We start from the raw sequence: 11,846 nt of genomic DNA, 5'->3' as shown, positions 1-11,846 counted from the left end.
CTCTGCCCATGACCAACGTCGTCGCCGCCAAGTCGGGAACCCAGTGGACCATCGAGGCGGAGGGCCACAAGGCCACCGTCGTGGAGGTCGGCGGCGTGCTCCGCGGCTACTCGGCCGGGGACCACGAGGTCCTCGACGGCTTCTCGCCCGACGAGATGACGCCCGCCTCGGCCGGCACGATCCTCGCCCCGTGGCCCAACCGCATCCGCGACGGGCACTACACCTTCGAGGGAACGACCTATCAGCTGCCGCTGACCGAGCCCGCCCGGCACAACGCCATCCACGGCTTGGTCAACTGGTCCCGCTGGCACCTCGCCGAGCAGGCCGCCGACAGCGTCACCCTGGAGTACGACCTGCCCGCCCAGACCGGCTACCCGTGGTCGCTGACGCTGCGGACCCGGTGGAGCGTCTCCGCCGCCGGCCTGCGCTCGGACCAGGAGGTCGTCAACACGAGCGGCAGCCGGGCGCCGTGGGGCTTCTCCGTGCACCCCTACCTGCAGCTGCCGGGCGTGGCGGTCGACGAGACCCTGCTGCGGGTGCCCGGGCGCAGCAAGATCCTGGCGGACACCCGGCTGCTGCCCATCGGCGCGGTCAAGGTCGCCGGCACGGAGTTCGACTACATTGAGCCCCGCAAGATCGGCACCGCGGTGCTCGACACCACGTGGGGTGATCTGGTCCCGGACGAGGACGGCAGCTCCTCGGTGACGATCGCGGCGCCCGACGGCAGCCGGTCGGTCACCGTGTGGGGCGACGAGAACTTCAAGTGGTGGCAGGTCTTCACCGGCGACACGCTGCACGGCGAGCGCTTCCGCCGGTCCGTGGCGATCGAGCCGATGACGTGCCCGCCGGACGCGTACCGGTCGGGGCGCGACCTGATCGTGCTGGAGCCGGGCCAGACCTGGCGTGCCTCCTGGGGCGTCCGCCCGGCCGGGGCCTGACCCCGTGGAGTTCGACGAGGTCCTCCGCAGGCGCCGGATGGTCCGCACGTACGACCCGGACCGCCCGGTGCCGCCGGAGCTCGTCGACAAGCTCGTGCGGCACGCGCTGCGGGCGCCGTCGGCCGGCTTCTCGCAGGGCTGGGGCTTCCTCGTGCTGTCGGCGCCGGCCGATCGCGAGCGCTACTGGTCGGTGACCTCCTTCGGCCCGGGCGCGGACGACTGGATGCGCCGGATGAGCCAGGCGCCGCTGCTGATCGTCGCCCTGTCGAACAAGTCGGTCTATCTCGACCGCTATGCCGAGTCCGACAAGGGCTGGTCCGACCGGGACGAGAACCGCTGGCCGGTGCCGTACTGGGACGTGGACACCGGCATGGCGGCGCTGCTCATCCACCTGACGGCCGTCAACGAGGGGCTGGGTTCGCTCTTCTTCGGCGTGCCGGCCGACAAGGTGGGGGCATTCCGGGAGGCTTTCGGCGTTCCGGACGAATTCACGCCCGTGGGCACCGTGGCTGTCGGCTATCCGGCGCCGGACAAGAGGTCACCGTCACTGCGCCGGGGGCACCGCCCGGTGGACGAAGTGGTGCATCATGGCCGGTGGGCCGGGCGACCGGCGTCCCCCGGGGATGCTGTCTGACGTCGTCGATACGGCGGCGGCTCGCTAGGCTGACATGGGTATCCGCTTGTCCGCCGGGTACGGCCGTGACGTGAGACCGGAGGGGAGCGTGCCATCGTGATCTTCAAAGCCGTGCGGGACGGTGCGCCGTACCCCGAGCATCACACGACGCTGAAGTCGTGGGCGGAGATCCCGCCGCGGCCGATCCGGCTGGCCGACCTGATCACCACCAAGCGCGAGCTGGCCCTCGACAAGCTGCTGGCCGAGGACTCGACCTTCTACGGCGACCTCTTCCCGCACGTGGTCGAGTGGAACGGCGCGCTCTATCTCGAGGACGGGCTGCACCGGGCGCTGCGCGCGGCCCTGCAGCAGCGCAACCAGATCCACGCGAGAGTGCTGGTCATCGATTAGCTTGGGGGGATGTCCTCCCTCGACCTGCTCGATCTCGACGATCTGCTCACCGACGAGGAACGCGACATCCGGGCGGTGACCCGGCGCGTCGTCGACGACCTGGTCCGGCCGCGGGTGGCCGACTGGTACGAGCGCGGCACGGTGCCGGTCCGCGAGCTGGCCCTCGAGTTCGGCAAGCTCGGCCTCCTCGGCATGCATCTTTCGGGGTACGGGTGCGCCGGCGCGACCGCGGTGCAGTACGGCCTCGCGTGCCAGGAGCTCGAGGCGGCCGACTCGGGCGTGCGCTCGCTGGTGTCCGTGCAGGGGTCGCTCGCCATGTACGCGATCTGGAGGTACGGCAGCGAGGAGCAGAAGCAGCGCTGGCTGCCCGGCATGGCGGCCGGCGAGCTGATCGGCTGCTTCGGGCTGACCGAACCGGATCACGGCTCCGACCCCGGGAACATGGCCACGCGCGCGCGGCGTGACGGCGCCGACTGGGTGCTGACCGGCGGCAAGATGTGGATCACCAACGCGCCGGTGGCGGATGTGGCCGTGATCTGGGCGCGCTCGGACGACGGCGTGCTGGGCTTCGCGGTGCCGACGTCATCACCCGGCTTCTCCGTGCGCGAGGTCACCCGGAAGCTCTCGTTGCGGGCGTCGGCCACCGGGGAGATCGCCCTCGACGAGGTGCGGGTGCCCGCGGAAGCCCGGCTCCCTCTCGCCGCCGGCCTGAAGGCGCCGCTGTCCTGCCTGACCGAGGCCCGCTTCGGCATCATCTGGGGCGCGATGGGGGCCGCGCGGGACTGTCTGGAGACGGCCCTGTCGTACGCGCTCGCGCGCGAGCAGTTCGGGCGGCCGATCGCGGGCTTCCAGCTGACCCAGGCGAAGCTGGCCGACATGGCCGTCGAGCTGCAGAAGGGCTGTCTGCTGGCGCTGCACCTCGGCCGGCGCGCCGACGCCGGGGGACTGCGGCCCGAGCAGGTCAGCGTCGGCAAGCTGAACAACGTGCGCGAGGCGCTGGCGATCGCCCGCCAGTGCCGCACGATCCTGGGCGCCAACGGCATCAGCGGGGAGTATCCGGTGCTGCGGCACGCGAACAACCTGGAGAGCGTGCTGACGTACGAGGGCACGTCCGAAGTGCACCAATTGGTCATCGGGCAGCGGCTGACCGGGCTGAACGCGTTCGCGTAGGTTTTTCGCGGCGAAATTGTCGTACCGGGTCTCTACGGTGGGTACCAAGGATCGCAGGAGCGGTCCCCCTGGTGCTGCTTGCGAGGAAGGGGTGTCCCCGATGGCCGACAAGCCTGACGTCGACGAGCCCACCAAGGAATGGCCGGCTGCCGTGGACCCGGCGCCACCCGTCGCGCCCGCCGATCCGGCGCAGCCGGCCGACCCGCCGCCGGCCGCCCGGGGCATGAGCGGGTTCGCGCGGCTGCTGATCTTCACGCTCGTCGTGTTCGCGCTGATGGTGGCGGCCTGTCTCGGCCTGCGCGCGGTCAACGTGCTGCCCAGCTTCGACAACCCGTTCTCCGACAAGACGACCGACCGCAGCCAGCCCGTCCTGCTCCAGTCGATGCGCGACCTGAGCCGTTATGTCGCCGCGGACGGCTCGTTCCAGGTGATCGTCGACCTCCAGGAGAACAAGGAGAACATCCCCGACTTCCTGGTCAACCAGCGCACGCTCTTCGTCGGGGCGGGCACGGTCGAGTCCTACGTCGACTTCAGCAACCTCGCCACGGACGCGCTCACGGTCGACGAGGCCGCCAAGCAGGTGACGATCAAGCTGCCGCCGCCGGCCCAGGGCGACGCGGCCCTCGACATGCAGCGCAGCTATGTCGTGGCCGAGGAGCGCGGCCTGCTCAACCGGATCGGCGACGCCTTCAAGAGCGACCCCGGGCAGCAGCAGCGCGTCTACCAGCTGGCTCAGCAGCGCATCACCGAGGCGGCCCGGGCGAGCGGCCTGGACCAGCGCGCCCGGGAGAACACGGAGAAGATGCTGCAGAGCCTGTTCGGGCGGCTCGGCTACACGACGGTGACGGTCGAGTTCGCCAACCCCTGACCCGCCGGCCACGGCGAGCGACCACCTCCAAGGCCGAGGCCCGAGCGGTCAGGTGCGACGGCGGGCGAGGCGGTCGGTGGCCAGGGCCGCGGCGGTCAGGAGGGTGGCGGCGACGGTCAGGTGGGTGACGAGGGCGGGCAGCTGGGCGGCCGGCGGGCGGGTGCTGCTCAGGAGTTTCAGCATGGGGTTGATCGGCGGCAGGCCCGGGGTGAGCGGGATCGCGCCGATCACCAGCAGGGCCGTCAGGAGGGACCAGCCGGGCCGGGGGACGAGCGGGCGCGCGCAGAGCAGGCCCACCGCGATGCCGGTGCAGAGGGCCGTGGCCTGGGCCAGGACGCCGGCGGTCACGGCCGCCGGGGTGACGACGTGGTCGCCGGCGACGATCGGGAAGACGGTTCCCCCCAGCAGCAGGGCGAGGCCGGTCAGCAGGGCCAGGACGATCTCGGCGGCGAGCAGGCGACCGGGCCCGCCCGCGGTGACGGTGCTGACGGCTCGGCGGGCCGGGTCCTCCTGGTTGCGGATGGTGATCGTGAGCCAGCAGGAGGCGACGAGCAGGCTGCCCGCGGCGACGACATAGCTGCCGGTCAGCGGGCCGATGTCGTTGACGGTGAAGATCGACAGGACGCTCAGGTGCAGCAGCAACGGCGCCAGATAGCGCTGGCCGTGCAGCATGGCCGCCAGCCCGGAGCGAACCAGCGCGACGTGATGCCTCACGGGCGCGTCACCGCCGTCACGGACCAGCCGCCGGCCAGCGCGCGGAACAGCACGTCGTCGACGCGGGCGTCGTCCACGTCGAGTTCGACCCCGTGCGCCGCCGTGGCAACACTGCGTACCCCGGGCCAGTCCACAGATCCGCGACCGGTCAGCCGGATCCGGGCAGGCGGCGCCGATCCGGTCGCGCGCCGGTGCAGAGCGCCGTCCACCAGGCCGTACGAGATCGTGGCCTGCCCGTGCGCACCCGAGCGGTGGTCCGTCAGCAGCACAGCGGCGCCGGCGTCGCGTACCTCGTGCAGGATCGACGCGAGCACGGCGTGCGCCGGAGTGTCGAGGCCGGACCACGGCTCGTCGAGGACCAGCAGCGCCGGCGGCACCATGAGCGCCTGGGCAAGCGCCACCTTCTGCGCGTTGCCCTTCGACAGCGCGCGCATCGGCGTGTGCGGGCCACCCGCCAGCGACAGGCGGTCCAGCAGCTCGTGGGCGCGCCGGGTCGCCGCCCGGCTCCCGAGCCCGCGGATCCGGCCGACATGCGTCAGGAAGGCCACCGAGGACATGGCGTCCGCGCTGGTGAACCGGTCCGGGACATAGCCGGTGACGGGCGGGATGCCGCTCACCGTGCCGCGGGTGGGGTGGGACGCCCCGGCGGCCAGGCGCAGCAGGGTGGACTTGCCGGCGCCGTTGCCGCCGGCGACATGCACGATCTCGCCGGCGGGCAGGGTCAGGTCGACGCCGGAGAGGATCCACCGTCCCCGGCCGTAGCGTTTGCCGACCTCGCGCAGCCGTACCGTCACGGTGGCCAGCATGCGGCCCGGCGGCGGCGAGGCGTGTCCCCCGGAACGCGACAATCAGCGAGGGTCGTAGAGCAGCCCGGCCTCCGTGGCGAGGACCGCCAGCTGCGTCCGGTCGCGCACGTCCAGCTTGGCGAACATCCGGCTCAGATACGTCCGTACGGTCTCAGGGCTGAGGAACAGCTCGTCGGCGATCTGCTGGTTGGTGCGGCCGCGGGCGACGAGCCGGGCGACCTCCAGCTCGCGCCCCGACAGCACGGCCCCGGCGAACTCGTGCCGCCGGGCACGGGGCCGGGGGGTGAACTGCCCGACGAGCCGGGTCGTGACCTCCGGAGCGAGCGTGGCGTGACCGGCGTGCACCGTACGCACGGCATGCAGCACCTCGGCCGGAGCCGCGTTCTTGAGCAGGAAGCCGGCGGCTCCGAGGGCGAGTGCCTCGTGCACGTACTCGTCGAGGTCGAACGTGGTGAGCATGATGACCCGCGTCGCCGTGCCGGCGAGGATCGCGCGCGCCGCCGTGAGCCCGTCCGCCCCGGGCATCTGCACGTCGAGCAGGGCCACCGCCGGCCGGAGCGCGGCGACCAGCCGGGCCGCCTCGGCACCGTCGGCGGCCTCGCCGAGCAGGCGGAAGCCGTCCGTACGCGTGAAGAGCTTGCGGTACGCCGCCCGGAACCCGGCGTCGTCGTCGGCGAGGAAGACGCTGATCATCGCGGCAGCCGGGCCCGGACCTCGAAGCCGCCGCGCGGGTGGTTCCGCCACGTCACCGTGCCGCCCGCCAGCGCCGCCCGCTCCCGCATGCCGCGCAGGCCGAAGCCGAGGCCGAGGTCGCCGGGGCAGCCCGGCCCGTCGTCCCGGACCACGATCTCCACGGCGCCCGGGCCGTCCCGCACGTCGACCCGGCACGCGGCGCCCGGCGCGTGCCGGACGACATTGCTCAGCGACTCCTGCACGATCCGGTAGGCGCCGGGGTCGAGCGGCCGGGACAGGCGGATGCGCGCGTCGACCACCAGCCCGGCGCTGCGGGCGGAGGAGAGCAGGTCGTCCAGCCGGGCGGGGGAGCGCAGGCCCCGGACCAACGTCTGTACCTCGGTCAACGCCTCCCGCGCGTGGCTCTCGATCTCCGCGAGAGTGTCGCGCAACTCCCCGGGGCCGGCGTCCGGCAGCGCCCGGGTGACGCCCGCCTCGGCGCCGATGACCCCGAGAGCGTGCCCGACGACGTCGTGGACCTCCCGCGCGACGGCCAGGTGCACCCGGGCGCGCTCGGCCTCCCGCGCCGCGGCGACCTGCCGTCCGATCGCGGTGCCGAGCAGCCACGCGACGGTCAGCGCGACGACGGACAGCAGCGCCTGGCGGCCGAGCCCGTCCGGATCGCCGCTGGGCACCGCGGCCACCACTCCGAGGCCGGCGGCGAGCACCCCGAGCAGCGGTAGCGGGTGCCGCACCGGCCGGGTCAGCGCGAGGGTGAAGAGACACCAGGCGGTGGCGAGCATCGGGTCACGGCACAGGCCGAGCGCCGTGCCGAGCACGGTCGCCGCCGCGGTGACGAGGGTGGCGAGGCCGGGACGCCGGCGGTGCAGCACCACGGCCGCGCCGGTCACCACGGCCAGGAGCAGGCCGGAAACGGGACTGCCCGTGGCACGAGCCACGGGCAGCCAGAAGATCGCTGTGACGAAGACCGCTACGGCCGTGTCGAGCAGGAATCGCCGGAGCACGGCAGAAACGGTAACGCAGCGGTCACTCGTTGGGCAGGACGATCCAGAGTGCGAGGTAGATGAGGAACTGCGGACCGGGGAGCAGGATCGACACGATGAAGATCAGCCGCATCACCCCGGAGGACATGCCGAAGCGGCGGGCCAGGCCGGAGCACACACCCGCGATCCATCGGTCGTCGCGGGGCCGGGCCAGTCGGCGGGCGGTCATCTGTAGCTCACTCCTTCAGCTGGGGTGCTTTCCACGGTATGCACCCGTTTCCACCCCTCCCTCGGTCGCGAGGGGGAGAAAGCGGCTCACGTTCCCGTAAGGGCTCCCCGTACCCGAGCGGAAGGCACTGTTAACATCGGGGCAAATTCCGCCCCCTACTCTCTGCCACTTCGGGCGGTAAAAATGTGGGAGGGGTGCCTCGGTGACGCTCGCCGTGTTGTGCGGGAGCGCCGGCAACGATCTCAGTCCGGAGGCCGCTCGGTCGCTGGCTGACGGGCTCGAGGCCGCGTTGATGTCGGCGGGGGCCTCCCGGGTGATCCGTCTCGGCGATTCCGACATGCTCGGACAGATCGGCGAGCTGGCGCGGTCGGGCGAGCCGCTGCTCCTCTGCGCCGACGACCTGGTGGCCCACCCCAGTCTGCTGTGGACCTTGGCCACCGAGCCCGCCGGTCGCAGCACGGCCCTGGTCGTGGCTACGGAGAGTGGCGATGGCGGTGACCTTCGTGAGGACCGTGGGCGCCTCGTGCCGGCCGCCGACGGTCCCACCCGGTTCCTCGGCGCGCTGTTCGTCTCGGCCGCCGACCTCCCCTTGGTGATCCGCGCCACGGAGACGGCCCGGAGCGCCGGCGGCACCGATCTGCTGACCCGGGCGCCCAGCGCGGTCGACGCCCTGCTCCCCGTCCTGCTCGACGCCGGGCTGGTCCCGCTGGCGACCCGGGTGCGGCTGCTGCGGGCCGAGCGCGTGCACGACGACGCCGGGCTGGCCGCCGCGCTCGCCTCCGTGGCCGAGGTGGACGAGGACAAGGCCCTGCTCCGCCTCGCGGTCAAGGAGAAGGACGACTTCTTCACCACGTACGCGGTCAGCAGCTGGTCGCCGCTCGTCACGAAGCTGTGCGCCCGCCTGCGCCTGACGCCGAGCGGGGTCACGGCGGTGTCCGTGCTCTTCACCGTGGTCGCGGCGCTGCTCTTCTGGCAGGCGTCCCGCTCGGCGCTGGTGGCCGGCGCCGTCCTGCTCTACCTCGGCTTCGTGCTCGACTGCGTGGACGGCCAGCTCGCCCGCTACACCCGCAACTTCGGGGCGTTCGGCGGGTGGCTCGACACCATGGCCGACCGCTTCAAGGAGTACATCGTCTACGCCGGTCTCGCCGCGGGCGCCGACCGGATAGGCCTGAGCTTCGCGTGGCCGATGGCGATCGCGGCAATCCTGCTGCAGACCGTCCGGCACATGACCGACACCTGGTACGGCGCCCTGCACGACGAGGCGGCCGCCCGGCAGGCCGTCGGCACGGCCGGCAACGCCGACGCGGGTGGCGGCATGGGGGCCCGGCTCAGCCGCGCGTCGAACAAGGTGCAGGCGGACACGGGCTCGATCGCGTACTGGCTCAAGCGGATCGTCGTGCTCCCGATCGGCGAGCGCTGGGCGCTGCTCGCGGTGGCGGCGGCGGTCTTCGACGGCCGGGTCGCCCTTGCCGCGCTGCTCGGGTGGGGGGCGCTCGCTTTCGCGTACACGCTGGGTCTGCGGTCCCTGCGCTCGGTCTCGATGCGCGTCGGCGTGCTCAGCACGGTCGACACCTCGCGCCACCGCGACGACGGCCGGCTGGTCCGGGGCACGCTGAGCGCCGCGAATCTCCCGCATCCGCTGCTGGGGGCGGCCGTGGCGGCGCTCGCGGCACTGGCGCTGGTGGCGCTGCGGCCGGAGGGCACCAGCTTCGCGGCGGGCGGCTTCGACCTCGTCCGGGCCGGCGGCGCCGCGCTCTGGCTCCTGCCCGTCCTCGTGGTGGCCCTGCTCGGCGCCGGCGGGACGGCCCGGGCCGCGCACGACGGCCCGCTCGACTGGCTGGTGCCCGCCGCGCTGCGGGCCCTGGAATATCTGCTCGTGGTGGCCGTCGCGATGATCTGCGACGTGCCGCCGCCCGTGGTGTTCGCGCTGCTCCTCGTGCTGGCGCTGCACCACTACGACCTGACCGCCCGGATGGAGAAGGGCGCTCCTGACCCGCACGCCAAGCGCGCGCTGCTCGGGTGGGACGGCCGGGTCGTGCTGCTGGTGTTCTTCGCACTGGCGGGCGTCGCCGCCCCCGGGGAGCTGCTGCTCGCCGTGGTCGTCGGCGTGCAGTTCCTCACGGGGGCCGTAACCGACTGGCGCTCCGGAGGAAGCCGATGACCCTGCTCAGTGTGGTCCTGCCCGTCTACAAGGTGCAGGGATACCTGCGCCAGTGCCTGGACTCGCTGCTCGAGCAGCACTTCACCGACTTCGAGATCGTCGCCGTGGACGACTGCTCGCCCGACAACAGCGGCGCGATCCTCGCCGAGTACGCGGCCCGCGATCCGCGCGTCCGCGTCGTCACGCTCGCCGAGAACGCCGGGCTGGGCCACGCCCGCAACGCCGGCCTCGACCACGCGATCGGCGAGTACGTCTGGTTCGTCGACAGCGACGACTGGCTGGCCCAGGGCGCGCTCACCGCGGTGTCGGACAGGCTCACGGCGAGCCGGCCCGACGTGCTGGTCGTCGGCTTCGACCGGGTGCACTGGGACGGCCGGGTCACCGTGCCCGCCGCGTCGCGGATCCTGACCGAGGCGCCCGAGACCTTCTCGGCCCTGGCCTATCCGCCGATCCTCGAGGTGCTGCACGTCGCCTGGAACAAGGTCGTCCGCCGCGATCTGCTGCTCCGGCTCGGCCTGCGGTTCGAGACCGGCTGGTACGAGGACGTCTCCTACACGTTCCCGCTGATGGCCGCCGCCGAGCGGATCAGCGCCCTGGGCCGGATCTGCGTGCACTACCGGCAGCGGCGCACCGGGGCGATCACGCGCACCCTCGACGACCGGCACTTCGAGATCTTCGACCACTGGGGGCACGCGATGGCCCTGGTCGACAAGTTCGCCGGGGAGCGGGCCGAGGCGCTGCGGCCGCTCATGTTCCAGCGGATGATGTGGCACTACCTGGTCGTGCTGAAGAACGCGCAGCGGGTCAAGAAGTCGTCCCGCGAGCGCTTCTTCGCCCGCATGGCCGAGGACTACAAGCGCTACAAGCCCGCTTCCGGGTACGCCGTGACGGGCCGGGCCAACACGCTGCGGCACCGGGCCATCGCGCAGGGGTCGTTCAAGGCGTACCGGAACGTCATGCGGACCCAGCGCGTCGTGCGGCTGGCGCGGAAGGCGAAGAACGCGCCGCTGACCCGGGCGAAGCGGGTCGCCAAGAAGGGCCGGGACTCGCTGCTGCGCGCCTACTACAAGCTGCAGCTGCGGCAGCCGGTGGACCAGAATCTCGCGCTCTACGCCGCGTACTGGTATCGGGGGGTGACGTGCAACCCCGCCGCGATCGCCCGCAAGGCCGCGGAGATCGCCCCGAACGTCCGCAACGTGTGGGTGGTCGGCAAGGGGCGGGTGAAGTTCGTGCCGCCGGGCGTCGACTACGTGGTCGCCGGCACCCCGGAGTACTACCGGGCGCTGGCCCGGGCGCGCTATCTGATCAACAACGTCAACTGGCCCAACTGGGTGGTCAAGCGCGAGGGCACCACGCACGTGATGACCCACCACGGCACGCCGCTCAAGATGATGGGCATGGACCAGGCCGACCACCCGGCGGCGGCCAAGGACCAGAACTTCGAGGCGCAGATGCGCCGGGCGGACCGCTGGGACTTCAGCGTCACCGCGAACGCGCACACCACGATCGCGTGGGAGCGGGCCTACCCGTGCCGGCACGAGACCCTCGAGGTCGGCTACCCGCGCAACGACCGGCTGGTCACGGCGTCGGAGGAGGAGGTCGCCGCGCTGCGGGCGAAGCTGGGCATCCGGCCGCACGAGCGGGCGATCCTGTACGCCCCGACGCACCGCGAGTGGCTGCCGCCGGGCCGGGAGGTGCTCGACGTCGAGGCGCTCGCCGACCGGCTGGGCCCCGACACCGTCCTGCTGGTCCGGTCGCACTACTTCTACGTGGCGGCGGACCACCAGGCGCAGCAGTCGCGCGGGCGGATCGTGGACGTGTCGGCGTACCCGATCGTCGAGGATCTCTACCTCGCCGCGGACGTGATGATGACCGACTACTCGTCGGCGATGTTCGACTACGCGGTGCTGGACCGGCCGCTGGTCGTCTTCGCGCCGGACTGGCAGGTCTACCAGGAGCTGCGCGGGGTCTACTTCGACCTCATGGAGCTGCCGCCCGGCACGGTGGCGACCACCTTCGACCAGCTGGCCGACGTCTTCCTCACGGGGGAGTACGCCGGACCGGCCGCGGCGGCGCAGCGGGCGCGCTTCCGGGCGAAGTTCTGCTACCTCGACGACGGCAAGGCCGCCGAGCGCGTCGTGCGCCGGGTCCTGCTCGGAGAAGCGGCCTCTTAGCTGGGGATATTTACAATGACCGTTCGCCCGATGGCATTCGCCGATGCGGATGGTCACGCTAAGCCATCTTCGCACCTCAATCTCGG

12 protein-coding genes are annotated in these 11,846 nt (G+C 72.4%); 7 read left to right on the top strand and 5 right to left on the bottom strand.

The genetic code is table 11. The features are described 5' to 3' along the window. Positions 1-8: 8 nt before the first annotated feature. From RBH18_RS11530 to RBH18_RS11510, 5 genes are all read left to right on the top strand, one after another. A complete protein-coding gene (locus RBH18_RS11530; RefSeq protein ID WP_306206744.1) occupies positions 9-938 on the top strand; it encodes an aldose 1-epimerase family protein in 930 nt (309 codons plus the stop codon). A 4-nt stretch (positions 939-942) separates the two neighbouring features. Further along, on the top strand, positions 943-1,572 hold the full coding sequence (locus RBH18_RS11525; RefSeq protein ID WP_306206742.1) for a nitroreductase family protein: 630 nt from the start codon (positions 943-945) through the stop codon (positions 1,570-1,572). Positions 1,573-1,668: 96 nt separating this feature from the next. Then, entirely contained in the window at positions 1,669-1,962 is a 294-nt protein-coding gene (locus RBH18_RS11520; protein WP_306206740.1) for a type II toxin-antitoxin system VapB family antitoxin, read from the top strand. Between the two features lie 9 nt (positions 1,963-1,971). Then, entirely contained in the window at positions 1,972-3,132 is a 1,161-nt protein-coding gene (locus RBH18_RS11515; RefSeq protein ID WP_306206738.1) for an acyl-CoA dehydrogenase family protein, read from the top strand. A 100-nt stretch (positions 3,133-3,232) separates the two neighbouring features. Then, the gene (locus tag RBH18_RS11510) at positions 3,233-4,000 is read left to right on the top strand and encodes a DUF4230 domain-containing protein (RefSeq protein WP_306206737.1); all 768 of its coding nucleotides are present in this window, start codon (positions 3,233-3,235) and stop codon (positions 3,998-4,000) included. A 48-nt stretch (positions 4,001-4,048) separates the two neighbouring features. Here RBH18_RS11510 and RBH18_RS11505 read toward each other — a convergent pair whose 3' ends face one another. Genes RBH18_RS11505 through RBH18_RS11485 form a run of 5 tightly spaced genes read right to left on the bottom strand, consistent with a single transcriptional unit; the run spans position 4,049 to position 7,425 of the window. Continuing rightward, positions 4,049-4,714, bottom strand: coding sequence for a hypothetical protein (locus tag RBH18_RS11505; RefSeq protein WP_306206735.1), 666 nt, complete (start codon positions 4,712-4,714; stop codon positions 4,049-4,051). Next, positions 4,711-5,508, bottom strand: a complete 798-nt coding sequence (locus RBH18_RS11500) for an ATP-binding cassette domain-containing protein (protein WP_306206733.1) — start codon at positions 5,506-5,508, stop codon at positions 4,711-4,713. Before RBH18_RS11500 ends, RBH18_RS11505 begins: the two co-directional genes overlap by 4 nt. A 54-nt stretch (positions 5,509-5,562) precedes the next feature. Continuing rightward, positions 5,563-6,213 carry a response regulator gene (locus tag RBH18_RS11495; protein ID WP_306206730.1) on the bottom strand — a complete coding sequence of 217 codons (651 nt, stop codon included), beginning with the start codon at positions 6,211-6,213 and terminating at the stop codon, positions 5,563-5,565. Then, on the bottom strand, positions 6,210-7,217 hold the full coding sequence (locus tag RBH18_RS11490; protein WP_306206728.1) for a sensor histidine kinase: 1,008 nt from the start codon (positions 7,215-7,217) through the stop codon (positions 6,210-6,212). The genes RBH18_RS11495 and RBH18_RS11490 overlap by 4 nt, the downstream gene beginning before the upstream one ends. 22 nt (positions 7,218-7,239) lie before the next feature. Then, the gene (locus RBH18_RS11485; protein WP_306206727.1) at positions 7,240-7,425 is read right to left on the bottom strand and encodes a PspC domain-containing protein; all 186 of its coding nucleotides are present in this window, start codon (positions 7,423-7,425) and stop codon (positions 7,240-7,242) included. 292 nt (positions 7,426-7,717) lie between these two features. On the opposite strand from RBH18_RS11485, the gene RBH18_RS11480 reads away from it, so the two are divergent. Beyond that, positions 7,718-9,586, top strand: a complete 1,869-nt coding sequence (locus RBH18_RS11480) for a DUF5941 domain-containing protein (RefSeq protein WP_372338903.1) — start codon at positions 7,718-7,720, stop codon at positions 9,584-9,586. Further along, a complete protein-coding gene (locus RBH18_RS11475; protein ID WP_306206723.1) occupies positions 9,583-11,760 on the top strand; it encodes a bifunctional glycosyltransferase/CDP-glycerol:glycerophosphate glycerophosphotransferase in 2,178 nt (725 codons plus the stop codon). Before RBH18_RS11480 ends, RBH18_RS11475 begins: the two co-directional genes overlap by 4 nt. The last annotated feature ends 86 nt before the right edge of the window (positions 11,761-11,846 follow it).

This window comes from Actinoplanes oryzae, assembly GCF_030757795.1.
GTDB lineage: Bacteria > Actinomycetota > Actinomycetes > Mycobacteriales > Micromonosporaceae > Actinoplanes.
This window is presented reverse-complemented; position numbering and strand designations above follow the sequence as displayed.

Excerpts from the sequence above, each read along its gene's own strand:
- RBH18_RS11530 (WP_306206744.1), top strand. The coding sequence starts at position 9 with ATGACCAACGTCGTCGCCGCCAAGTCGGGAACCCAGTGGACCATCGAG.
- RBH18_RS11515 (WP_306206738.1), top strand. The coding sequence starts at position 1,972 with ATGTCCTCCCTCGACCTGCTCGATCTCGACGATCTGCTCACCGACGAG.
- RBH18_RS11510 (WP_306206737.1), top strand. The coding sequence starts at position 3,233 with ATGGCCGACAAGCCTGACGTCGACGAGCCCACCAAGGAATGGCCGGCT.
- RBH18_RS11495 (WP_306206730.1), bottom strand. The coding sequence starts at position 6,213 with ATGATCAGCGTCTTCCTCGCCGACGACGACGCCGGGTTCCGGGCGGCG.
- RBH18_RS11485 (WP_306206727.1), bottom strand. The coding sequence starts at position 7,425 with ATGACCGCCCGCCGACTGGCCCGGCCCCGCGACGACCGATGGATCGCG.
- RBH18_RS11480 (WP_372338903.1), top strand. The coding sequence starts at position 7,718 with ATGTCGGCGGGGGCCTCCCGGGTGATCCGTCTCGGCGATTCCGACATG.
- RBH18_RS11475 (WP_306206723.1), top strand. The coding sequence starts at position 9,583 with ATGACCCTGCTCAGTGTGGTCCTGCCCGTCTACAAGGTGCAGGGATAC.